This window comes from Enterobacter sp. RHBSTW-00175 (assembly GCF_013927005.1).
In the GTDB taxonomy this organism is placed as follows: domain Bacteria; phylum Pseudomonadota; class Gammaproteobacteria; order Enterobacterales; family Enterobacteriaceae; genus Enterobacter.
The window spans coordinates 4,818,962-4,843,089 of the sequence record NZ_CP055930.1 but is presented as its reverse complement, the minus strand read 5'-3'; the positions used below and the strand labels follow the sequence as shown (position 1 = coordinate 4,843,089).

At 47.3% G+C, this 24,128-nt stretch carries 24 protein-coding genes; 11 read left to right on the top strand and 13 right to left on the bottom strand.

The features are described from left to right. The first annotated feature begins 293 nt into the window (after positions 1-293). Positions 294-1,697 (top strand): ISNCY-like element ISKpn21 family transposase, encoded by a 1,404-nt coding sequence (locus HV107_RS23435; RefSeq protein ID WP_001567368.1) that lies wholly within the window; start codon positions 294-296, stop codon positions 1,695-1,697. 28 nt (positions 1,698-1,725) lie between these two features. Here HV107_RS23435 and HV107_RS23430 read toward each other — a convergent pair whose 3' ends face one another. Then, positions 1,726-2,358, bottom strand: a complete 633-nt coding sequence (locus HV107_RS23430; RefSeq protein WP_001567369.1) for a DUF6904 family protein — start codon at positions 2,356-2,358, stop codon at positions 1,726-1,728. A 218-nt stretch (positions 2,359-2,576) separates the two neighbouring features. Here HV107_RS23430 and HV107_RS23425 point away from each other — a divergent pair, with 218 nt between their 5' ends. Further along, positions 2,577-3,980 carry an ISNCY-like element ISKpn21 family transposase gene (locus tag HV107_RS23425; protein WP_001567368.1) on the top strand — a complete coding sequence of 468 codons (1,404 nt, stop codon included), beginning with the start codon at positions 2,577-2,579 and terminating at the stop codon, positions 3,978-3,980. A 28-nt stretch (positions 3,981-4,008) separates the two neighbouring features. On the opposite strand, the gene HV107_RS23420 is transcribed toward HV107_RS23425, so the two are convergent. Next, positions 4,009-4,641 (bottom strand): DUF6904 family protein, encoded by a 633-nt coding sequence (locus HV107_RS23420; protein ID WP_001567369.1) that lies wholly within the window; start codon positions 4,639-4,641, stop codon positions 4,009-4,011. A gap of 218 nt (positions 4,642-4,859) precedes the next feature. Between HV107_RS23420 and HV107_RS23415 the strand changes: the two genes are divergently transcribed. Beyond that, positions 4,860-6,263, top strand: a complete 1,404-nt coding sequence (locus HV107_RS23415) for an ISNCY-like element ISKpn21 family transposase (protein ID WP_001567368.1) — start codon at positions 4,860-4,862, stop codon at positions 6,261-6,263. A 28-nt stretch (positions 6,264-6,291) separates the two neighbouring features. Here HV107_RS23415 and HV107_RS23410 read toward each other — a convergent pair whose 3' ends face one another. Continuing rightward, complete coding sequence (locus tag HV107_RS23410; RefSeq protein ID WP_001567369.1) at positions 6,292-6,924, bottom strand: DUF6904 family protein; 633 nt, start codon at positions 6,922-6,924, stop codon at positions 6,292-6,294. A gap of 234 nt (positions 6,925-7,158) precedes the next feature. Between HV107_RS23410 and HV107_RS23405 the strand changes: the two genes are divergently transcribed. Further along, on the top strand, positions 7,159-8,556 hold the full coding sequence (locus HV107_RS23405; RefSeq protein WP_044715449.1) for an ISNCY family transposase: 1,398 nt from the start codon (positions 7,159-7,161) through the stop codon (positions 8,554-8,556). Between the two features lie 52 nt (positions 8,557-8,608). Further along, a complete protein-coding gene (locus tag HV107_RS23400) occupies positions 8,609-9,004 on the top strand; it encodes a helix-turn-helix domain-containing protein (RefSeq protein ID WP_044715447.1) in 396 nt (131 codons plus the stop codon). A gap of 38 nt (positions 9,005-9,042) precedes the next feature. Here the strand turns inward: HV107_RS23400 and HV107_RS23395 are convergent, their stop codons facing one another. Next, positions 9,043-9,855 carry a hypothetical protein gene (locus HV107_RS23395; RefSeq protein WP_044715446.1) on the bottom strand — a complete coding sequence of 271 codons (813 nt, stop codon included), beginning with the start codon at positions 9,853-9,855 and terminating at the stop codon, positions 9,043-9,045. Beyond that, positions 9,855-11,048, bottom strand: a complete 1,194-nt coding sequence (locus HV107_RS23390) for a toll/interleukin-1 receptor domain-containing protein (RefSeq protein ID WP_044715445.1) — start codon at positions 11,046-11,048, stop codon at positions 9,855-9,857. Before HV107_RS23390 ends, HV107_RS23395 begins: the two co-directional genes overlap by 1 nt. A gap of 218 nt (positions 11,049-11,266) precedes the next feature. Here HV107_RS23390 and HV107_RS23385 point away from each other — a divergent pair, with 218 nt between their 5' ends. From HV107_RS23385 to HV107_RS23370, 4 genes are all read left to right on the top strand, one after another. Continuing rightward, positions 11,267-11,881, top strand: a complete 615-nt coding sequence (locus HV107_RS23385; RefSeq protein ID WP_044715444.1) for a TIR domain-containing protein — start codon at positions 11,267-11,269, stop codon at positions 11,879-11,881. Between the two features lie 400 nt (positions 11,882-12,281). Then, positions 12,282-13,217, top strand: coding sequence for a hypothetical protein (locus tag HV107_RS23380; RefSeq protein ID WP_072855034.1), 936 nt, complete (start codon positions 12,282-12,284; stop codon positions 13,215-13,217). Positions 13,218-13,237: 20 nt separating this feature from the next. Continuing rightward, on the top strand, positions 13,238-13,597 hold the full coding sequence (locus HV107_RS23375) for a hypothetical protein (protein ID WP_063078926.1): 360 nt from the start codon (positions 13,238-13,240) through the stop codon (positions 13,595-13,597). An 812-nt stretch (positions 13,598-14,409) separates the two neighbouring features. Next, complete coding sequence (locus HV107_RS23370; protein ID WP_129942733.1) at positions 14,410-15,357, top strand: hypothetical protein; 948 nt, start codon at positions 14,410-14,412, stop codon at positions 15,355-15,357. A gap of 434 nt (positions 15,358-15,791) precedes the next feature. Here the strand turns inward: HV107_RS23370 and HV107_RS23365 are convergent, their stop codons facing one another. From HV107_RS23365 to HV107_RS23340, 6 genes are read right to left on the bottom strand one after another with little or no spacing between them, the layout of a single operon-like run. Further along, the gene (locus HV107_RS23365) at positions 15,792-16,322 is read right to left on the bottom strand and encodes a DUF3833 domain-containing protein (protein ID WP_182061124.1); all 531 of its coding nucleotides are present in this window, start codon (positions 16,320-16,322) and stop codon (positions 15,792-15,794) included. After that, positions 16,319-17,539, bottom strand: a complete 1,221-nt coding sequence (locus HV107_RS23360) for a cyclopropane-fatty-acyl-phospholipid synthase family protein (RefSeq protein ID WP_182061123.1) — start codon at positions 17,537-17,539, stop codon at positions 16,319-16,321. Before HV107_RS23360 ends, HV107_RS23365 begins: the two co-directional genes overlap by 4 nt. Before the next feature lie 2 nt (positions 17,540-17,541). Continuing rightward, positions 17,542-18,258 (bottom strand): DUF1365 domain-containing protein, encoded by a 717-nt coding sequence (locus HV107_RS23355; RefSeq protein WP_182063578.1) that lies wholly within the window; start codon positions 18,256-18,258, stop codon positions 17,542-17,544. A gap of 1 nt (position 18,259) precedes the next feature. Then, the gene (locus tag HV107_RS23350) at positions 18,260-19,516 is read right to left on the bottom strand and encodes an NAD(P)/FAD-dependent oxidoreductase (protein ID WP_182061122.1); all 1,257 of its coding nucleotides are present in this window, start codon (positions 19,514-19,516) and stop codon (positions 18,260-18,262) included. After that, positions 19,513-20,232 carry an SDR family NAD(P)-dependent oxidoreductase gene (locus HV107_RS23345; protein ID WP_182061121.1) on the bottom strand — a complete coding sequence of 240 codons (720 nt, stop codon included), beginning with the start codon at positions 20,230-20,232 and terminating at the stop codon, positions 19,513-19,515. Before HV107_RS23345 ends, HV107_RS23350 begins: the two co-directional genes overlap by 4 nt. Further along, positions 20,229-20,663 carry a nuclear transport factor 2 family protein gene (locus HV107_RS23340; protein WP_182061120.1) on the bottom strand — a complete coding sequence of 145 codons (435 nt, stop codon included), beginning with the start codon at positions 20,661-20,663 and terminating at the stop codon, positions 20,229-20,231. The genes HV107_RS23345 and HV107_RS23340 overlap by 4 nt, the downstream gene beginning before the upstream one ends. Positions 20,664-21,012: 349 nt before the next feature. Here HV107_RS23340 and HV107_RS23335 point away from each other — a divergent pair, with 349 nt between their 5' ends. Continuing rightward, the gene (locus HV107_RS23335) at positions 21,013-21,375 is read left to right on the top strand and encodes a DUF4406 domain-containing protein (protein WP_182061119.1); all 363 of its coding nucleotides are present in this window, start codon (positions 21,013-21,015) and stop codon (positions 21,373-21,375) included. Between the two features lie 43 nt (positions 21,376-21,418). Here HV107_RS23335 and HV107_RS23330 read toward each other — a convergent pair whose 3' ends face one another. Both HV107_RS23330 and hipB read right to left on the bottom strand, forming a co-directional pair. Continuing rightward, positions 21,419-22,738 carry a type II toxin-antitoxin system HipA family toxin gene (locus tag HV107_RS23330; protein ID WP_182061118.1) on the bottom strand — a complete coding sequence of 440 codons (1,320 nt, stop codon included), beginning with the start codon at positions 22,736-22,738 and terminating at the stop codon, positions 21,419-21,421. Beyond that, entirely contained in the window at positions 22,738-23,007 is a 270-nt protein-coding gene (hipB, locus tag HV107_RS23325; RefSeq protein ID WP_182061117.1) for a type II toxin-antitoxin system antitoxin HipB, read from the bottom strand. Before hipB ends, HV107_RS23330 begins: the two co-directional genes overlap by 1 nt. Before the next feature lie 196 nt (positions 23,008-23,203). Between hipB and HV107_RS23320 the strand changes: the two genes are divergently transcribed. After that, complete coding sequence (locus HV107_RS23320; protein ID WP_182061116.1) at positions 23,204-24,106, top strand: LysR family transcriptional regulator; 903 nt, start codon at positions 23,204-23,206, stop codon at positions 24,104-24,106. The last annotated feature ends 22 nt before the right edge of the window (positions 24,107-24,128 follow it).

Here is a 24,128-nt window from a genome sequence, read left to right as displayed (position 1 = left end):
ACAATATAAGCTTTCTCAGCGACGAGAAAGCTTTTGTTGGTCACTCATGTTCGTAAATCACCAGAATGCATTTTACGGAGCAATAATGAAAACCTGAGCGGTTCAGATAGCAAAACGGCAGGGAATGGTTCAGGGATTGGTGCAGTACGGTTGGCGATATTGCATTTAACATAATATACATTATGCGCACCAACATTGTAATGGCTCAATAGTAATGTCCGCCTGTGGCTCAATTCAGATGTCCGCGCTATGGTAAGCTTCACTGGTCCGTTTAAACTACCGGGAGGCATATCATGAGCGCAGAAAGCTCAGGAGTGTTTACTTTGAAAGAGATCAACCGGATCAAGATTATACAGGACGTCATTGAACGTCGCATCACAACGCGCCGTGCGGCCGAGCACCTCGGTATCAGCGACAGGCAATGCCGCAGACTTCTTGCCCGTTACCGTGAAGGCGGACCGCTTGGTATGGCCAGCAGACGATGTGGCATGCGTGGTAACCGCCAGTTGCCACCCGGGCTCGCAGATCAGGCTCTGGAACTGATCAAGACGCGTTATGCTGATTTCGGTCCGACTCTGGCGCGTGAAAAGCTCGAAGAACTCCACGGACTGTTTCTTGGCAAAGAAACTGTCCGGCGCATCATGGTGCGGGCTGGCTTATGGGTTCCCCGTAAACAACGTGCCGCAAGGATCCCTCAACCACGGTACCGGCGTCCGTGTACTGGTGAGCTGATACAAATAGATGGCTGTGATCACGACTGGTTTGAAGGCCGTGGCCCGGCCTGCACCGCGCTGGTCTATGTTGATGATGCAACCAGCAAACTGATGGAACTGTTGTTTGTTAAATCGGAGTCCACGTTTTCTTACTTCGAAGCCACGCGGCGCTATATCGATAAGCATGGTAAACCGCTGGCACTGTACAGCGATAAAGCCGGTGTTTTTCGTGTTAACAATAAACACGCCACAGGCGGAGACGGGCATACTCAGTTTGGGCGAGCCATGCATGAACTGAACATCCAGACTATCTGTGCAGAAACCAGTCCCGCCAAAGGGCGTGTAGAACGAGCTCACCTCACTTTACAGGATCGTCTGGTCAAAGAGCTGCGGTTACAGGGCATTTGTTCAATGGAGGCTGCAAATGACTTCGCTGAGGCCTATATGGCTGACTATAACCGCCGTTTTGGCAAAGTACCGCGACATGATTTTGACGTACACCGTGCTGTAGAACATGATGAGGACCTGGGGCTTATTTTCACTGTTCGTGAAAAACGTAAAGTCTCAAAATCGTTGACGATACAATATGATAAAATGTTGTACCTGATTGAAGACAGCGAACTGAGTCGCCGTGCAATAGGTAAATATATCGATGTGTATCACTATCCTGATGGCAGAAAAGAGCTGCGCCTGAACGGTACGCTACTTCCCTACTCTACCTACGACCGACTGTCAGAAATCGACCAGGGCGCGATTGTCGATAACAAGCGTCTTGGCCGAACCCTGGAGTTTATCAGTCTGGTGCAGAGCAAGCGGGATAACACGCGCTCTCAGTCAATTCCCGCTGGAGATGGCCCTTCCCGACGACGGCCAAAGCAGGAAGGGAAGAAATCCCAGCGCTCACTGGATAATGATGACATGCTCGAAGCACTCAAACAGCTTCAGTCACGTTCAGAGGACATTTTTGGTAAAAGAGCCCGCTGATGGTACTCACTGGCCGGACAGTGGTTGCTCACCAGTTGATATTGTCCGGCCAGACCCATGATGTATTATTCATTTCGTTCAGCATCTTTATGTCCTGCTTTTCACGGGCATACTTACCCCATAATGAATGAAAAGAACGAACAATACTGATTAACTGCTTTTTTCTTTGCTCCGGAGATAGGCTGATAAAATAGCAGCACCTGCTGTCAATATTATCCTCAATGAAATTAAAATCAGAGTCTGATGCATATTTTACTGTTAGCATAATATCATTCGACGTTGTTCTCTCAGACTCTGTTAATGCTGATTCTATCAGGTATTCAAAGGCATACATGACAGACAGCTGGTTTTTGTCTGTCTGAATATAACCCATTGAGTTTCTGAGTATTGAGGACTGTACCAGGACCAGAGGCCATAAAAGCTCAACACCATAAAGCTTATATGTATCATGTTGATCATACTGATGTTGCTCAACACGACGATTACCTTCCCGTGCTTTACGAATATCATAGGCAAGGGATAACATAAATCCGTCTTTAACTTTAATCAGTGGGCTTTCATCCACGATGTAATGAATGAGTTCATGTAATTCATTCAGGGCTTCTGAATCTCCCCACAGTATAAAACCTGCATTGTTCGGCGTTAACTCGTATCGAAGCATGGGCTCAATCATCCTGTTGTTTCAGTCGGAGGAAAGTCTATCAGTAAAGAGAATGAGAGATCAAAGTGGTCATTTTAATTGAGCTGGATAACGGACATTTCAATTGAGCCTTGACAAAGATTGTAATGGCTCAATAGTAATGTCCGCCTGTGGCTCAATTCAGATGTCCGCGCTATGGTAAGCTTCACTGGTCCGTTTAAACTACCGGGAGGCATATCATGAGCGCAGAAAGCTCAGGAGTGTTTACTTTGAAAGAGATCAACCGGATCAAGATTATACAGGACGTCATTGAACGTCGCATCACAACGCGCCGTGCGGCCGAGCACCTCGGTATCAGCGACAGGCAATGCCGCAGACTTCTTGCCCGTTACCGTGAAGGCGGACCGCTTGGTATGGCCAGCAGACGATGTGGCATGCGTGGTAACCGCCAGTTGCCACCCGGGCTCGCAGATCAGGCTCTGGAACTGATCAAGACGCGTTATGCTGATTTCGGTCCGACTCTGGCGCGTGAAAAGCTCGAAGAACTCCACGGACTGTTTCTTGGCAAAGAAACTGTCCGGCGCATCATGGTGCGGGCTGGCTTATGGGTTCCCCGTAAACAACGTGCCGCAAGGATCCCTCAACCACGGTACCGGCGTCCGTGTACTGGTGAGCTGATACAAATAGATGGCTGTGATCACGACTGGTTTGAAGGCCGTGGCCCGGCCTGCACCGCGCTGGTCTATGTTGATGATGCAACCAGCAAACTGATGGAACTGTTGTTTGTTAAATCGGAGTCCACGTTTTCTTACTTCGAAGCCACGCGGCGCTATATCGATAAGCATGGTAAACCGCTGGCACTGTACAGCGATAAAGCCGGTGTTTTTCGTGTTAACAATAAACACGCCACAGGCGGAGACGGGCATACTCAGTTTGGGCGAGCCATGCATGAACTGAACATCCAGACTATCTGTGCAGAAACCAGTCCCGCCAAAGGGCGTGTAGAACGAGCTCACCTCACTTTACAGGATCGTCTGGTCAAAGAGCTGCGGTTACAGGGCATTTGTTCAATGGAGGCTGCAAATGACTTCGCTGAGGCCTATATGGCTGACTATAACCGCCGTTTTGGCAAAGTACCGCGACATGATTTTGACGTACACCGTGCTGTAGAACATGATGAGGACCTGGGGCTTATTTTCACTGTTCGTGAAAAACGTAAAGTCTCAAAATCGTTGACGATACAATATGATAAAATGTTGTACCTGATTGAAGACAGCGAACTGAGTCGCCGTGCAATAGGTAAATATATCGATGTGTATCACTATCCTGATGGCAGAAAAGAGCTGCGCCTGAACGGTACGCTACTTCCCTACTCTACCTACGACCGACTGTCAGAAATCGACCAGGGCGCGATTGTCGATAACAAGCGTCTTGGCCGAACCCTGGAGTTTATCAGTCTGGTGCAGAGCAAGCGGGATAACACGCGCTCTCAGTCAATTCCCGCTGGAGATGGCCCTTCCCGACGACGGCCAAAGCAGGAAGGGAAGAAATCCCAGCGCTCACTGGATAATGATGACATGCTCGAAGCACTCAAACAGCTTCAGTCACGTTCAGAGGACATTTTTGGTAAAAGAGCCCGCTGATGGTACTCACTGGCCGGACAGTGGTTGCTCACCAGTTGATATTGTCCGGCCAGACCCATGATGTATTATTCATTTCGTTCAGCATCTTTATGTCCTGCTTTTCACGGGCATACTTACCCCATAATGAATGAAAAGAACGAACAATACTGATTAACTGCTTTTTTCTTTGCTCCGGAGATAGGCTGATAAAATAGCAGCACCTGCTGTCAATATTATCCTCAATGAAATTAAAATCAGAGTCTGATGCATATTTTACTGTTAGCATAATATCATTCGACGTTGTTCTCTCAGACTCTGTTAATGCTGATTCTATCAGGTATTCAAAGGCATACATGACAGACAGCTGGTTTTTGTCTGTCTGAATATAACCCATTGAGTTTCTGAGTATTGAGGACTGTACCAGGACCAGAGGCCATAAAAGCTCAACACCATAAAGCTTATATGTATCATGTTGATCATACTGATGTTGCTCAACACGACGATTACCTTCCCGTGCTTTACGAATATCATAGGCAAGGGATAACATAAATCCGTCTTTAACTTTAATCAGTGGGCTTTCATCCACGATGTAATGAATGAGTTCATGTAATTCATTCAGGGCTTCTGAATCTCCCCACAGTATAAAACCTGCATTGTTCGGCGTTAACTCGTATCGAAGCATGGGCTCAATCATCCTGTTGTTTCAGTCGGAGGAAAGTCTATCAGTAAAGAGAATGAGAGATCAAAGTGGTCATTTTAATTGAGCTGGATAACGGACATTTCAATTGAGCCTTGACAAACATTGTAATGGCTCAATAGTAATGTCCGCCTGTGGCTCAATTCAGATGTCCGCGCTATGGTAAGCTTCACTGGTCCGTTTAAACTACCGGGAGGCATATCATGAGCGCAGAAAGCTCAGGAGTGTTTACTTTGAAAGAGATCAACCGGATCAAGATTATACAGGACGTCATTGAACGTCGCATCACAACGCGCCGTGCGGCCGAGCACCTCGGTATCAGCGACAGGCAATGCCGCAGACTTCTTGCCCGTTACCGTGAAGGCGGACCGCTTGGTATGGCCAGCAGACGATGTGGCATGCGTGGTAACCGCCAGTTGCCACCCGGGCTCGCAGATCAGGCTCTGGAACTGATCAAGACGCGTTATGCTGATTTCGGTCCGACTCTGGCGCGTGAAAAGCTCGAAGAACTCCACGGACTGTTTCTTGGCAAAGAAACTGTCCGGCGCATCATGGTGCGGGCTGGCTTATGGGTTCCCCGTAAACAACGTGCCGCAAGGATCCCTCAACCACGGTACCGGCGTCCGTGTACTGGTGAGCTGATACAAATAGATGGCTGTGATCACGACTGGTTTGAAGGCCGTGGCCCGGCCTGCACCGCGCTGGTCTATGTTGATGATGCAACCAGCAAACTGATGGAACTGTTGTTTGTTAAATCGGAGTCCACGTTTTCTTACTTCGAAGCCACGCGGCGCTATATCGATAAGCATGGTAAACCGCTGGCACTGTACAGCGATAAAGCCGGTGTTTTTCGTGTTAACAATAAACACGCCACAGGCGGAGACGGGCATACTCAGTTTGGGCGAGCCATGCATGAACTGAACATCCAGACTATCTGTGCAGAAACCAGTCCCGCCAAAGGGCGTGTAGAACGAGCTCACCTCACTTTACAGGATCGTCTGGTCAAAGAGCTGCGGTTACAGGGCATTTGTTCAATGGAGGCTGCAAATGACTTCGCTGAGGCCTATATGGCTGACTATAACCGCCGTTTTGGCAAAGTACCGCGACATGATTTTGACGTACACCGTGCTGTAGAACATGATGAGGACCTGGGGCTTATTTTCACTGTTCGTGAAAAACGTAAAGTCTCAAAATCGTTGACGATACAATATGATAAAATGTTGTACCTGATTGAAGACAGCGAACTGAGTCGCCGTGCAATAGGTAAATATATCGATGTGTATCACTATCCTGATGGCAGAAAAGAGCTGCGCCTGAACGGTACGCTACTTCCCTACTCTACCTACGACCGACTGTCAGAAATCGACCAGGGCGCGATTGTCGATAACAAGCGTCTTGGCCGAACCCTGGAGTTTATCAGTCTGGTGCAGAGCAAGCGGGATAACACGCGCTCTCAGTCAATTCCCGCTGGAGATGGCCCTTCCCGACGACGGCCAAAGCAGGAAGGGAAGAAATCCCAGCGCTCACTGGATAATGATGACATGCTCGAAGCACTCAAACAGCTTCAGTCACGTTCAGAGGACATTTTTGGTAAAAGAGCCCGCTGATGGTACTCACTGGCCGGACAGTGGTTGCTCACCAGTTGATATTGTCCGGCCAGACCCATGATGTATTATTCATTTCGTTCAGCATCTTTATGTCCTGCTTTTCACGGGCATACTTACCCCATAATGAATGAAAAGAACGAACAATACTGATTAACTGCTTTTTTCTTTGCTCCGGAGATAGGCTGATAAAATAGCAGCACCTGCTGTCAATATTATCCTCAATGAAATTAAAATCAGAGTCTGATGCATATTTTACTGTTAGCATAATATCATTCGACGTTGTTCTCTCAGACTCTGTTAATGCTGATTCTATCAGGTATTCAAAGGCATACATGACAGACAGCTGGTTTTTGTCTGTCTGAATATAACCCATTGAGTTTCTGAGTATTGAGGACTGTACCAGGACCAGAGGCCATAAAAGCTCAACACCATAAAGCTTATATGTATCATGTTGATCATACTGATGTTGCTCAACACGACGATTACCTTCCCGTGCTTTACGAATATCATAGGCAAGGGATAACATAAATCCGTCTTTAACTTTAATCAGTGGGCTTTCATCCACGATGTAATGAATGAGTTCATGTAATTCATTCAGGGCTTCTGAATCTCCCCACAGTATAAAACCTGCATTGTTCGGCGTTAACTCGTATCGAAGCATGGGCTCAATCATCCTGTTGTTTCAGTCGGAGGAAAGTCTATCAGTAAAGAGAATGAGAGATCAAAGTGGTCATTTTAATTGAGCTGGATAACGGACATTTCAATTGAGCCTTGACAAACATTGTAGGGGCTCAATGCTAATGTCTATTTGTGGCTCATTAGGAATGTCCAGGCTATAGTTTTCAGACCTGTATGTCTAGTCAACGACTCGCTTTTTCCTGATGAGGAGTTTTCTATGGCTATACATGACGCCGGGATGTTCACCGTGAAAGAAATTAACCGCCTAAAAATCCTTCAGGACGTCATCGATCGCAACCTGCGTCCTGGCCAGGCTGCGGAGATGCTCGGCATCACGCCACGCCATTGCAGCCGTCTGCTGAAACGTTATCGTCAGTCCGGACCGCTTGGTATGAACAACCAGAGTCGCGGTCGCACCGGAAACCGCCTGCTGCCCACATCACTGACTGAGCTGGCGCTGAGTATCATTCGGGAACGCTACTCTGATTTTGGTCCGACACTGGCACGGGAAAAGCTGGAAGAAGTTCACGGTCTCGTCCTTGGCAAGGAAACCATCAGACGCCTCATGATAAAATCCGGACTCTGGATCCCCCGCAGACAACGTCCGCCGAAAATTCACCAGCCCCGTTATCGACGCCCCTGTACCGGCGAGCTGATCCAGATTGATGGCTGCGACCATCACTGGTTTGAAAATCGGGGTCGGCCCTGTACTGCTCTGGTCTATGTTGATGATGCCACCAGTCGCCTGATGCACCTGCTGTTTGTGAAATCTGAATCCACATTCACCTATTTTGAAGCGACCCGTGGCTATATCGAGAAATACGGTAAACCCATGATCCTCTACAGCGATAAAGCCAGCGTGTTCAGAGTCAATAATAAACACGCCACCACAGGTCCCGGTGAAACCCAGTTTGCCAGGGCCATGCGCTGCCTTAATATCACCCCTCTGTGCGCGGAAACCAGTCAGGCAAAAGGCCGCGTTGAACGCGCCCATCTGACACTTCAGGACCGGCTGGTTAAAGAGCTCAGGTTAAAAGGGATCAGTACGATAGAAGCAGCAAATGCGTTTGCCGAAGAATACATGACCGATTACAACAAGCGGTTTGCCAAAGCCCCCCGGCATGATTTCAATGCTCACCGGCCATTGACATTAACCGATGATCTTGATGCGGAATTTACCTGGCGCGAACCCCGGCGAGTTTCAAAAAACCTTACAGTACAGTACGATAAACTGCTTTATCTGATTGAAGACAGTGAGTACAGCCGTCGGGCCATCGGTAAGTATATCGATGTCTGGCATTATCCTGACGGGCATAAGGAACTGCGCCTGAATGATGTGCTGCTCCCCTATTCCACCTATGACCGGTTGTCGGAAGTTGACCCCGTCGCGATTGCAGATAATAAAAGACTGGGCCATGTGCTGGACGTTGCCAGGCAGGTCCAGAGAAAACGTGACAATAACCGGTCACAGTCGGTACCTGCTGGCGATGAACCTTCCCGCAGACGGCATGCACCCAGTATTAACAAATCTCAGCGTTCACTGAACGAAGATGACATGCTTGAAGCCATGTTAAAGCTTCAGGGTAGCTCGGAGGCCATTTTTGGTAAAAGATGAACCGAGGCAAACGAGCAACAACGAGTAAAAAATCCTGAAAAAGAGGCCAAATATGCCAGAAACAGATGAAAAAGTGATGATGTCTCTCAGGGAACGCTACCGACTGGAACTCATTGAGGCTGTGCTGGCCAGTGAATTAAGTCTGACGGAAGCGGCTGCGTCAATGGAGATAACGCCACGTCACTGCCGCCGTCTGATTGCGCAATACCTACAGGCAGGACCTGTCGGGTTAGTCAGCCAGCGGCGCGGAAAACCCAGTAATCACCGGCTTCAGGTAGAGCTTAAAGCCCGCGTTATTCATTTTCTGAAAACTGAGTGCCAGAGCGTGGGGCCGACACAGGCACAAAGAATGCTGATAACGTCTGAGAGTATCAACCTGTCAGTCGAAACGGTAAGGCAATTGATGCTTGCAGAGAAATTATGGCAACAAACATCGAAAACCTCATAATCAAGTTGTCTCTGTGTAGCTGTAAACTATAAGCATATTCAACTGTATTTACGGAAAAGTCCCCTCAAGATCATTGTTATGCCCTGATCTACATGGGGTGTCTGAGCTAGTATAATATTTTCTTCTTGTGACAAACCATTATTGAGATCGTCAAAAGTAAAGCCATTAAACATTTCACGGCCTGGCCAATGTTTTTCAGCAGAACTAATCGGGGAGGCAATGTTGAGCGATTCAGCAACATCTCTAGCACATCCACCAAAACCACCCATAATAAAAAGCGGCTGCTTCGCTTTAATTGACATCAACGCTTCCTCGGCAATACCCGGCATTGTTCCTTTGTAACCTTCAATGCGTCCCCCTAGAACTATTCTGGCATGCGTATCACGTAACATAGCATTACGCATAGCAGTCAGCCCTATTCTCCAGTCATCTTCTAGTGGAGTTACCACTGCTCGCTGTATTCGTTCTTGCAGTTGCAATTGTGAACCATCGCGGTCAAACAAAACTAGTTCCGCCATTCCACTAAGATGATTACTAAGGGCGATTAATTCAGCTTCATCTTTTTGCATATGAACTGGCCATGCAAGATAATTCAATACACTCGGACGTTCATCTCCTTCATCCGCATCCCTACGGTGTCGGGATACCAGTTCAAACAATAATGAGGTAAAACCATTTATGCGTAGATCTCCTCCATACACAATTCTGGATCCAAGCGCCAAAAGATGCCTTGATATTTCTGTCATGGCATCAGATAAGTGTTGCTCACTCAGCCCCAGTAGCGGCATATCCGGGCTATCAGATATTGAAATTGCAATTACTTGCTGACTCAGTGCTTCCCGATAAGCCATTATGCAATCCCTCCTGCCATCCACTCAGTAAAACTGCGAAATTTAATTTCTGGTTTAATTTCTTCAAATAAGCGTTCCTCTTCAGCACTTAAAGGTGGATCAGGATAAATAATCAACGGTTGCCCATTCCCTGAAAACGATAGGCCTGCAAGCGAAATTAATTCAGGCGTTCGTGGAACGAACCGAATATTAGATTCATTGCAATCAACCAATTGAACACGGCAACGCCATAGAAAATCCTTCAAAACCTCATCCAACAAACGCGCAATAATTATACTAATACGATTTGTTTGTTGAGGGTCCATCCGAACGATTGGTACATTCCCCATATAGGGAAACCCCCTCTCATCAAGCTCATTGATACAGTTTGCGACAACTAATGGTACGCTGTAACGCTTAGCTTCAATAATTTCTCTCCGACACCACTCACGTGAAGAATAAGTGTCAGTGTGAATAGCGACGACAGCACTTTGCGCAACTTGCTTAAGCAGTACTTCATTAAAACGAAGCCCGACTGGGATGTCATGGACATCAAAAAATGAGCTAAGCCCATTCCCCTTGTGCAATTGATCTCGTATTAAGTATGCAATCCGCTCACCATCCGAATCATGTTTAGAATGGCTAAGGAATATCTGGACTTTTCGAAGGTATTGAAGCAGTTCATCATCAGATTTGTCTGGTTGCTTTAGATGTTCAAGATAGTGGCGCAACATCCGACAAAATTCATAAGTTAGGGTGCTGATTAATCGAAGCTGCATCGATGCTACATCGTTGCTATCTTCTTGAAGCCAAAGATCCCAACGTACGGCCTGTTCCTCAAGGCCAGTTGATAATCCTTCATGTTCAATCGCCACAGGAAAAATGTGAGTGCCCAATCCAGCGTTTACTGTCTCCGCCGAGAGTTCATGAAGCCAAATGTTCCAATCGTGGTCCTTTGCCATATTTGATTCGGCAAGTACGATAACCGCCGTCGTTTCTGATTCAGAAAAGTTAATTGCCAGTGGCTTCCCTGTTTCAGGCAATACTTCAAACCGAAAAATAACACTCAAACCGGTTCCACCCGCAATATTCTTGTAAAGTTCACGACGAAAATGACTACGAAGTGTTTCTGCTAATGCAGCTCCACCGGAAAACATTGGGTGCCAGACAATATAAATAACCAGAAAAGGCTTGGCTAGACTTGGGTCAGACATATTACATACTCCTTAGTCCACTGCTGCTATGGGCGCGTGACCCGGACACGTATAGCGAGATAGAGGTGCAAGATACGGGGTTTTAAGGCGTCTAGGTCTTCTTTAGTATGCCATAATCGAATGCCATGACAAAACGATGTACTCAAAAAAAGTGCTGTTATATGATATGGATTATGGTGCAAAATGAAAGAGGTACACACAGCTAAAGGATAAAAGTAATGGGGAAGCATAATGTATTCATCAGCTATCATCATGCAAATGATCAGCTGTACAAAAATCGCTTAGAAGAAATGAATAAAGAGCATGATATATTCATAAATCGCTCAGTCTCACTTGGCGATATTGACGAAGATGAAGAGGCTCAAAAAATAAGAGAAATAATTAGGGATGATTACCTTAGAGATACTTCGGTTCTAATATTACTTGTTGGATTGGAAACAAAAAACAGAAAACATATTGATTGGGAGGTATTCTCCAGTATGAGAGATAGCCCAAAAAACAAAAAATCAGGCATATTAGTTGTCAATTTACCGAGCACAGGAACGACCTATATCAGGTCTACTCATGGGGAAAGTGAAAAAGAGCAAATACACCCAGGAATCTCTTCATGGACAAACATTGATAAAAGATCAACATTTGAAGAAAGATTTCCATATATGCCAGCAAGGATAATTGATAATTTTATGAAAAAGGATTCTTACATTTCAGTCGTTAATTGGGATCAGATATGCTGGAATCCTGAAAATTTGGAAAAACTCATAGAGTTAACATATAATGACAGAGATAAATGCTCGTATGATATGACCCGAACCATGAGGATGCGTAACGGTTAGATGTAGGGCGTAAATAATTTAGAGTATTATTTTAAAACCTGTCAAATTGTTGGTTTAAATGATTCAGAGTTACCAGCTTGATATAAGCATCAAATCCTGATACGAAAAAAATGGTAACTCTTAACCTTCGTTGCACATTCCCAGTCATCACATCTAAATCTTTTTTTATAATATTAAAACTTGGCACCCAATAGACATTTCTAACGAGCCAGTGATTAGACATTTCTACTGAGCCTTGACAAACATAAACCAAGGGAGAATCTAGTGATTTGTGGGCATCCTTGTTCTCGCAGAATATGGATGTGCTGAGTCTGGTTGGTTCGCCTAACGGTTGAAATGTCTTGCGGCCTTCACTGGGCTTGTTGAGTGTTCTGAATGTTCGCTTCAGGAACTGATTCAAATGAAACGATTAATACTGTTATCTGTTATGGTTGCGACGCTCCCGCCTTACGCTATATCCGCTGAAGATATTTCCCCCGAATCTCTTTCGGGAAAGCCCAGTTCTGAGTTGGGTGATTTTGTTTATTCAGCAATGCCGGATGCTGGTCACGGCTTGTCGTGGGACTGGCAGTCAAACTCAGATATTGTTTGGGCTGACGGTGTTACGCAAACAGCTTCCGGAATGTCACTCCGCACTGGATTTGCTCGCATCAATGTTATGGGCGTTAAATCAACAGTGCTGGAGAAAAGGAAAAAAGAATTAGGCTGGGAGGTTTCCCTTGGAACGTCAATGCCAGCCAAGTTCGGCCCTGAATATATATCAATGGCACCATCAAAATGTGGTGGATATCTGAATGAGAATTGTACATTCAATCCTGCCTCATCACTCACGAAGAGAGGCATTGAGTTTCATAAAATCTGCTCAACCATAGCGGGTGGTCCGAATACTACGGATGTGTACGTCGTCAGGGTAGTCAAAAAAGAAAGCATGTTAATGACATGGGTGAATAGCGCCGGTTCGAGTGCAAGCTCAAGCTGGCTGGAACTGAGAATGTACTCACCTGAAAGTGCAGCATTATATTGTGATGAAACTGTAAAGAAAGAATACTCATTCGCCACTCAGGATGGACGAAGCAAGAAGGAATTAGTGCATGACACTAAAATAATTACGGATGCATTATCAAAAGCCATTTCCGGAATCGATGGTGCTAATGATGCGGTGTGTCATGCCAGGATATTCGCAGACGGTTATGGTGGCATATCTGCATTTGATGCAAGTCAGAAAGATAATGACATTGTATTCTGCGAATCCATCATTAATAGGTTGAGTGGCATTCGGCTCCCCTCACCTTCGAAAAATGCATCAACAATAATTAATCTTGACGTGAAAAACTAATAAGGAAAGCAAGAAAGGAAATGAATTCTTCATTTTTAACAAAATACCTGTCAAAGTTGACGCTCACCATTAACATAATTCTGACCGTGATGACATGGTTCTATCTAATCGGAACTGACAACCCGATATGGTATTCGATAATTCAGAGTTATGTTTTCATCAGTTTCGATACGGCGAAAATCATCATCACTGTTATCTGTATTGTCTGGATAGTCAGAAGCATTACGGACTATGAACTGAAAACGGTGTTATTTACTCAGGCTGATATTCAAAAGGAAATTCTTAAAGAGTTGCGGGCATTAAGAAACAGCAAGGAAATGCATAATGCGGATACAGCGGGAGATAACTTCAGGATAGACTTTGACAAAGTAGATTACTGATAGCTATCTGATGAGTCCTCACTTCTGTGGGGATTCTTATTTTTCTGTTCTTATTATTGTCAGCTCAAGCCGCATGGCTCTCCTGCGGAGGGCTTAATATTGGGATAATATTGAAACATCAAAGACAGATGCAGATAAGTACAGAAAACCGATAATAACAATTAAACAGTAAGTCTGTATAAGAGAATAACAGAACATATATAAAAGAATTAACCCCGGTTGGCGATTTGGCGATGGTAGCACGGATATTTAAATCTGTAAAACGGTTATATTTATTTTTCTATTCCCCCACCCTGTCGGGTGATTCCGGCGCAGTCCTGACCCTGAGTGCGCTCCCTGTAATGCACCATGCGCAACGCCAGAGTCAGTGGCAATGCAAAACCATGGCTAAGGGCAAAATCACCCCAAAACCGCATACAGGCAGTCAGCGGTCACGATGTAAGCAAAATACCAGATACTGTATAAATAAACAGCCCTGCAATTGTCAGGCATATGCGCCCTCTCACACTGGCAACCCCCTGTTCCGCCCTGTTTATTGCATCTGTACAGCCATCTGAGCGTATCCGGCTGCAACCTGACGCATTTGCATGTGCCGTATTAATGATGCCACACAGAGCGCCTGACGGTTTGTACCATCATCTGTCACAATTCATTGTTTGAAAAATTTTATATTTTATTTTTTGAAGTGATTACATAAATATAATCCATCTCTCCGGCATGAGTGCCTGGCTGAAGGTGAATCGAAAAAGAAGGACCCGCCCCGATTCTTTTTGCTCCCTTCCCTTTCAGTTAAATCACGCAGGAGAAATATTATGCCCCGCTACAAAAAAGGTATCCGTAATAATTGCTTTCATCAAAATTATACTCATGACGTATTGTTCCCCGGCGCAACATTCAGAACCCGACATAATGGAGAATGCGCCATTCTTGGCCGCTCTGATGATAAATCAAGGCGAGGCTATTATGTCGTGGAATTCAAAGACAGTGGCATCATCAAGGAAGCCTATGGCTCGCATATTAAAACTGGTTCTGTATCAGACGAAGCTTTTCCATCATCGGAGGAAGAACGACGAAAGTTACTGATGACACCAAAATATTACGGCGTCGGATATATTGGTAATGGATGTCATTCAACTATTGAAAACACCCGAACACACCAAAGAACGAGAGCATTCATACTCTGGCATAACATGCTGGCAAGGTGCTACATGACAACCAAAGGGAAGCAGTATTTTAAAGGCTACAAAGGTGTCACTGTATGCGAGCGATGGCATAACTTTCAGAACTTCTGCAATGACCTTCCAAAATTGCATGGCTACAACAAATGGAAGGATAATCCGGGAGAGTATGAGCTCGATAAGGATTACTCACATCGCCGGATTTATTCTGCTGACACGGTGGCATTTATCAGCACAGAAGAAAATGCCAGGGAAGCTGGATTACGACGCGTTGCCATGAAGATTCCTTCCGGACATTATCATGAAATAAATAAAATTCGAGATGAGATATTAATGGAGGCTGAAGATGAATTAAAAAACAATCAAATTCATTATGAAGTTGTTCTTGACGGGAATATGAAAGTAATCCTGTGTGAAACTCCTTATGGCACAGTGTTGTTCTGGCCTCTCACAAAAAAGATTCAGCGTAATTGCTACATGATTGATGGTGATGTACAGGTTTATGTTCATTACCTGCGCTGGCTCATACTTCAGTGGGAAAACAGAAATCCCGACATAAACTGTGTTGCTACAACCTGTTGATGATGCTATAAAATAGTCATAAAATAACCGGCATTTCACAATGCTATCTATTAATAAGAAAAAACGAACATTCAGGATGTATCTGTAATTCCGCTGTTGCAGTGATTTTCTATGCCAGAAAACAAGTAACAACGTCTGGCAGTTCATTGCAGAAGGCTAAATGCCAGCACTTCGTGCAGTCATTTAACATGTTCAACACATTATGCGCACTAAAGTCGTAGAGACTCAATATTGATATCTATTTGTGCTCATTTACCAGGAATGTCCTGGCTATAGTTTTAAAGCCTGTATGCCTGGTCAACATCTGATGCCGGGATGTTCACCGTGAAAGAAATCCAGTTCTGCCAAATTTGCCTTCAGCAATCTCTCCAGGGCAATCATCGAATCACCAACGTCCGAAGCTCATTCCTGTCTCAGTATGTACACCCTTTTTGTTATTGAGCTTTACGGGAGAAAAAGAGCGTCACCGTGCCGAATGTGATGCCAAATTTCTTCATCTCGGTTTTATTAAACAGATGGTTGTCATCCTGCAAGTACATCCAGTCATCAAAGTTTAACAACCAGGTTTTGCCGTTGGCCTTCACATTCATGCTGTAATGCCAGTTAAAAGCATTACCTGCTGCGCCGCCCTTTGCGACACCTTCAATATCGCCAGCAGTGCCCTCGTAATTACCGGCACTGACCCGACGGATGTGCCATACCCGCTGCTGTTTCTCTCCGTTGTCATACACAAATCGTTCATTGAGAGTTAACGTGTCGCCTACCACATCACCGTTGATATTGACATGGAAACGGCGAAGCTGTTTGCCGCTGCGATCCTGAACCATTCCCCACGCCTGCGTTTCTCCCTGGAAGTACTGAAAGATATCCAGTGTCGGCTGCTGCTGGCGATAGTCAGCGATGTCTCCACTACAACCTGCCAGCTGCATCATCAATAGCAGGCTCAGCGTCAACAAACGTTTCATACGCGTTCCGCCGTCAGTTGCACCACGCTGATAGTGCGAGCGTTAAATCCCGCTTCACAGTAGCCGAAATAGTACAGCCACATGCGACGAAAACGTTCATCAAACCCCAGCTTTTCAATATCCTGCCAGGCATGAGCGAACTGTTGCCGCCAGTGAACAAGCGTCCGGGCGTAGTCAGGTCCCATATCGAAAAGATTGCGCACGACAAAATCGGTATGCTTTGTCATCAGACTGCTCATCGCAGTGATACTGGGTAAAAATCCCCCAGGGAAAATATAACGCTGTATAAAATCGACGCTTTTACTGTAATCGTGATAGCGCTGATCCTGAATGGTAATGGCCTGAATCGCCATTTTTCCCCCGGGACGCAGGCGAGCCTGACAGGTACGGAAAAACTCAGGCAGGTAGCGTCGCCCTACTGCCTCGATCATTTCAACTGACACCAGTTTGTCAAATTCCCCGGTCAGATCGCGGTAGTCGCTCAATAGCACTTTCACTCTGTCCTGTAAACCCGCGCGGGCAATGCGGGCGTTAGCCCATGCAAACTGTTCCTGCGACAGCGTGGTGGTGGTCACCCGGCATCCGTAATGACGCGCGGCGTATTCCGCCATCGCCCCCCAGCCAGTACCGATTTCCAGCAGGTGGTCATCAGAGGTCAGCGCCAACTGTTCGCAAAGTCGCGCCATTTTGGCCTGCTGAGCCTGTATTAACGTCAGTTCTGGACGGGTGAACAATGCGCTTGAGTAGAGTAAATCCTCATCAAGAAAGTGCGCATAAAATGCATTGCCAAGATCGTAATGAGCAGCAATATTTTCTCGCGCCTGTTGACGATGGTTGCGACGTGTCCAGTGGCGTATACGCTCAACGGGTCTGCTCAGCAGGCGAAAACCGTTTTCCAGTCGCCTCTGCATAATGCGGTTGTGTGCAAATATCTGAAGCAACGTGGTTAACTGTTGCGTTTCCCACTCCCCATCAATCCAGGCTTCTGCCGCAGCAAGACTTCCACCAGTCAGCACCCGCCAGTACACCGTTGGGGAAATAATATGAACGTCGGCGCGTAATTCAGCCGACATGTCGCCAAAATGAAAGACCTGCGCCCCTTCCCGTACGGTAAGTGAACCTTCGCGAAGGCCACTTAACACGCGAAAAACGAGCCAACGCGCCAGACGCAGTGTGCACGAAACATCAGGTTCAAGCGCAAAGACGGGATCGGTCATGATCATTCACTCCTGCTGGCGGGATGGTTGTAGAGTGGAACTCGCTTGAGCCACAGCCGCAGAGCCTGCCAGTAAATAGCGAACACCGTTTTAAGTGTCATAAATGGCAGGCGCAACAGCAGTGCGTGCAGACTCGCCTTCGTCAAAGGCTCACGCTTGAGCATCAGAGTGGCATCAAATACTTTCGCTACCTGATGGTTTTCAATATGCATATGCAGCGTTTTACCGGGCGGGTTAAACCGCCAGTGATAGACCATGTCCATTGGGTTAAAAGGTGATACATGGAAGGCTTTATCCAGCGGATACCTTTTCTGTGCGTCTATGGCGTAGTAATAACGCTCATTCCAGGGCGTATTGCGGACCTCCGCCACTACCCAGCGCAGTATGTCCGCGCGATCATAGCAGTAGTAGAAATTAACTGGATTGAAATGAAAGCCGAAGTAGCGCAGCTGTGTCAACAGCATCACACGACCATCAGGCCGAGCCCCTGTCAGACGAGTAAGTTGATTTAACACTTTTTCTTTTAACGGTGTTCCCAGCGGATAATCGACATCATGAAAAGCCGCTGTCGCAAAGTGATTTCTTCGTATACCTACGCCAGGGAGTTGCTCCAGTTCATCCAAATCGAGCCAGGCCATAAACACCTGATAACAAAACTGGTGCGTTTTAGGATGAAGGCGGCGGTGGCGCAAAAGGCCCTGATAAAGGCAACTGTTCATTTTAGCGCCCCGCTCCTGCGCCAATGCCCTGAACCACATCCAGTGCACTCCGCACTCCATCTTCATGAAAGCCGTTATACCAGTAGGCACCACAGTACCAGCTGCGGCGCAGGCCACTTATCTCATTGCGGCGAGTCTGCGCCTGCCAGCTTTCAGGATTAAATAATGGATGCTCGTAAACAAAGCGTTTCCAGACGTATTTCTCTTCAACAGGAATGTCCGGATTGAGTGTCACGCAGAATAATGGGCTTCCTTCAGGCAATCCCTGGAGAATGTTCATGTTATAGGTGACACAGGCTCTGGCCAGATCCTGTCCGCTAAGACGATAATTCCAGCTTGCCCACGCACGTTCGCGTACCGGCAACCAGCGGCGATCGCTATGCAACACGACTTCGTTACGCTGCCAGCCAAACGAACCCAATACGTCGCGCTCGACGGAGGTTGCATCCTCAAGCATGGCCAGCGCCTGTGAGGAATGGCAGGCAAAGATCACCTGGTCGAAATGATATGTTGATGCCTCCAGCGTGATGTTGACGCTGTTGTCGTTACGCGTCACCTGTTGAACCGGGGTATTGAGGCGCAGCGTCAAACGATCGCCCAGCAGTGCCAGCATCGCGCGGATGTATTCCCGTGATCCGCCCGGCACCACGTACCACTGGGGTCTGTTCCTGATATCCAGCAGTCCATGATGCTCAAAGAAGCGTAAAAATAAGGGTAGCGGGAAACGGCGCATCTCCTGGAGCGATGATGACCAGATCGCCGCGCCCATCGGCAGAATATAGTGACGCGCAAAAAACGCACTGAAGTGATGCTGGTCAAGGAATGTCTGTAGCGTCGCGCAAGGATCGATCTCATTCAGTGACTGTTTTGCCAGACGGTTAAAGCGAACAATCTCTTTCAACATTCCCCAAAATGCAGGATTAATCAGGTTACGACGCTGTGCAAACAGTGAAGTCAACGTATGACCGCTGTATTCCAGACCGCTTTGCGGATTATGCACCGAAAAACTCATCTGCGTTTTTTGCCCATGGATGCCAAGTTCACTCAGCAATCCCATAAAACGCGGATAGGTCCGGTCGTTATAGACGATAAAGCCGCTATCAATCGCAAAACGTCCCTGAGGTGTAACCACATCTACTGTGGCGGTGTGTCCGCCAGGGGCCAACTCCGCTTCAAAAAGAGTTACCTGATGGTACCCGGCAAGACGCCAGGCGCAGGTCAAACCGGCAATACCGCTGCCAATGATCGCGATATTCATGAGCGCACCATCCTGCGCAGCACTGAGCGCTGAAGCCCCTCAGGTAGCCCTGCCAACATTCGCAACATCACACTAAAGCCTGTCGGGAAGGCAATATGATTTTTTCCTTTTGCCAGGCCGCAGCGAATTGCCTTCACCGCATATTCAACGCTCACCTGGCCCGGCATGGGAAAATCGTTTTTACGCGTGAGAGGTGTATCGACAAACCCCGGTGAAACAACGGTCACCGCAATACCCTTCGGTTCCCAGTCCAGACGCAGACTGTTAGCAAACCAGGTCAATGCGGCTTTGGATGCACCGTAAGCTTCGGCCCTTGGGAAAGGCAACCAGTGCGCCATCGAACTGATGAACACCACACGGTTACCCTCAGTCAGCTGTGGCTGGAGTGCTTCAAGGCAGTTCACACAGCCCAAATAGTTCGTCATCATGACCTGTGCGACCAAAGCAGCGTCCACCCATCCATCGTCCAGATATTCGCAAGTCCCGGCGCAGAAAATAACCAGATCGGGCTGGCAGTCTGCGAGGCCCAGGCGACAGGCGTCCCTGTCTGTCATATCGAACAGCCGTACTGTGATTTTTGGGTTATACCGACGCAAATTTTCCAGCCGGTCAGGATCGCGACCGCAGGCAATAACATCACAGCCTTCAGCAGCCCATGATTTTGCGAGCCCTTCCCCAATCCCTGAGCTGGCGCCGGTAATGAGGACGGTTGTCATGCGCCTACCCTCCTTTTGATGCCCCGAATGGCCCATCCCAACAAAGGCAAATGCTCATAAATCATCTGTCCGGCGTCGTAGTAATCACGCTGTCGGAATATCTTTTCACCCTGAATCTCAACCATTGAACATCCCGGTAAAGAGCGTATTTCGCCACTGGCTATACGCGGATGAGACCAGTGCATGGTCCACGTCACAGCAAAACGTTGGGTATCATACAGCGGAGGATCAATGGCAAAACGGCAGGCGCTTACATTTGCCAGCAGATGCGTGAAATAGCGCTGGATTGCAAACAGTCCATTATGGTCCCCGAAGGGATCAATAAGCACAGCGTGCTTGTCGTACAGGCTGGCAAGTGCCGGAATGGACTTGTTATCCAGACCGGCATAGTAATCAACGAACCTGTCAATAACGGATGGCTGTTCGCGCATAAATCCTACCCTTACGAGAACCACGTCGTGTGGTACATAATTAAAACTTACACAAACACGTTTATTTGTCCAAGTTAAAGGCAATGAATTTTTTAAATTCATTTTTATTCAATTAATTATGATTATGTTTTTTGTGACCAATCTTCAAGGGGCGATGGTGTACTATAGCTGCTGTTCATCAGACCCACTCTCCTGCCAACATGCACAAATTCACTTGAAACTGCACGATAGTGCGTATTAACATGCATTCTTCATTTTGAAACATGCAAATACATGCTTAATCGTGCAGTCTCGCGCAATAAAACGGTTAAGCAGGTTTGCAGGACCTACGACAAAGAATGAGGTATGTATGACACAACAACTGATCTTAATCGCTGGCCCTTATCGCAGTGGAACTGACGGCGTACAGGCCCGCATTGATGAGAATCTTGTCAGGCTGGAAAATGCCGCACTGGCGGTTTACCAGCGTGGGCATGTTCCGGTTATCGGTGAGTGGCTGGCTCTGCCGCTGGCAAAAGCAGCGGGATCTCAATCCGTGGGTGATGAAATCAGTGAAGCGATGCTTTATCCCGTTGCTCACCGGCTCATTGCAAAATGCGATGCCATTTATCGTATTGCCGGAGAATCGAGAGGGGCTGATTTGGATATTGAAGTGGCGCAGAAACTGGGATTAGCGGTGTACACATCCCTCGACAGCATTCCTCAGGCCTGAGGATAGTCGCAAGCCTGCCTGTATTTTCAGGCAGGTTTCAGGCTCAGGCCCCTGCACTTTTGCTCAACCGGCCGTGTAGCCTGAGCACATTCTTGTATATCGAGGTCGCGACCTTTTGCGAAAAGTCCGTGGGTAAAGACGCCATCACCGTATCCAGTGCCTGCGGCACATGGTCGATAAATTCCTGCATAATCTCGGTCATCTGGTTTTCAGGAAACCTGACGGCCCTGGCTGTCACCATAAAATGTCTCGGATAGATCTTGTCGATATCGTTTTTACGACCTTTTGAGGCATTCAGGCTCATGGCCAGTTTCAGATCGCTGATGTGGATCCCGGTGCCGCCCAGCACAGGAAACGCCGATATGATGTCGTAGAACGGGGTCAGTCGATAGCTTCCGCCAGGCTGGATGAATATCGAGAAGTTCTTGGCATGTCCATCCGTTGCGCCCGTTATCCACTGAAATAGCTGGAATTTCATGAAATTATAACGGTCGGTAAGTGCTTCGCTGGAGCCCTGTAAAAATGCCATGATTTGTGGAATACCTGGACCGCCATCAGATTCATACTTCACGGACGAAGGAAGACCAAAAGTCTGACACATATCTTCCTGCGGTAATCGCAATAAAACGGAGCGGCTCGCGTTCCAGCGGCGGTCAAAACGCTCGACGGCGAGTGCTCTCACCCTGCCCGCTCTGATGATTTCCGCCTTCGGCACATCAAGGCCCAGCGCTCTCGCCAGCTCTAAACAGAAGTATTCATTATCCACACTATCGCTCAGATCCAACGTGGCATTGGGCTGTTTAATCTCGCCAATCGGCAGTTTGATGATGTGCGTGGTCGGCGTGATCCCTTTCGGGATACACCAGTCGTCGCCGGCTTTAAGGAGCGCGGTTTTTTCCTGAGCACCGGCAACGGAAATGCGGAAATCATTTTCCTCATTAATCATCCCCAGCGGAATGTCTGACTGATAAGCCGTCAGCACCGTCTCGAGCTTCTCTTCGCTCAGCGTCTCCCATGTCATTTCCGGTGTCGTACTGTTTTCATTCGCGGGTAATAACGTTACCGCGCCAACGCTGTCACGCCCTACCTCAGCCAGTAAATCAAAGGGTTGCTTAGAACGGGCATGGTAGCGCTTCACGATACGATCCCTGACCGCAGGGCTATCCGGGAGCAGGTTGTCAAAGAAATTGAACACCGCATCGGAGGTAATCTCACCAAATTGCAGCGGAAGCGATAACGACAAAGGCCTGGCATACCGGTTCATTAGCCATTCATTGGCGTATTTAAACGTATGGGCCCCGTTGGTAAGCTTTGTCAGTTCGCCGACCCGCTCGTTATTCATCCACGTCACTAATTTTGGCATTACCAGTCCAGGCCCTGTTGGCTGTTATTGTCTGACCCCGACGCCGCATCGTCTTTTTCATACAACGCCATTGTCATTCCAAGGGATTGCAAGATCCTGAAGAACGTTGTCAGCGTGGTGTTATCCGGGTTGTTTTCAAAATTTGAGATGGTGGCCTGCTTAATGCCGATTCTTTTGGCCAGGTCGCTTTGCGTCCAGTTATTTTTCTGACGCACCAGTTTCATGGTATTTGCCAACTGGACCGGACTATAAATCATTGGTGGTTTCATCTGTTCACGCCCGTGGTTTATCCTCTCAAAGGGATATTGTCAGTATTATCCCTTGCAGGGGATATTGTCAATGCTTTATCCCCTGCAAGGGATATTTCGGCGTTTATCCCTTGCAGGGGATAAATAAGCCCGTTCTTCTCACTTTCCCGTCTGATACAATCAAAGAGCAACGTTACCATGACGACGAGATCAAAATATGCGCCCTAACATGCTTGAATATATGGATATCTTTGTCCGGGTTGTTGAGCTAAACAGCTTTACCCGCGCGGCCGAACAGTTGCAAACACACCGGCCATCCATCAGTAAAGCGAGCACCCGGCTGGAAAACGAGCTGGGGGTAAAGTTATTGCACCGGACTACCCGAAAGCTCCAGCTGACTGACGAGGGGCACGCATTTTACGAAAGGTCAAAACTCTTGTTAAACGAAGCTGCCGAACTGATGGCGTCCTACTCGTCCGGGCAGCACCCACACGGGCGATTAAGGGTGGATTCCCCTCTCGCGCTCACCCATACAGTGCTGATCCCTGCGATGGGCGATTTTCAGCAGCGCTATCCCGATATTGATGTTGTTTTAACCTCAACAGATCGCAAAATTGATTTTCTGTCGGAAGGGATCGACTGCGTTATTCGCCTGGGCAAACTGGAAGACTCAAGCTTTATTTCCCGCCGTCTGGGCAGTGTCCAGCTGATGACCTGTGCCGCCCCTTCTTATCTGGAAAAATATGGTCAACCTCAGACACTGGACCAACTCCAGGATCATAAAGCCGTCAATTTCTTCAGCCGGAACAGCCGTGAAGTGATGGACTGGCAATTTATTGTTGAGGGCAAAGTAGTTAACCAGAAAGTCAAAAGCAGTATTCTGGTGGATAATTCAGATACCTTTCTGACCTCGGCGCTTAATGGGCTGGGCTTGATCCAGGGCATTAGTGTTGCGCTTGCTCCACATATCGCCTCCGGGGCGCTGGTCCCGGTTCTGTCGCAGTACCTCTGCGCCCCAAAAGACGTGTCTGTGTTGTTCCCGGACAGACGCTATTTACCGCCAAAAGTCAGGGTCTTTATTGACTGGTTCAGTGACGTCTTTTCTCGCTATCAGGGCTGATTCGATTGGTAATTTAAAGGCA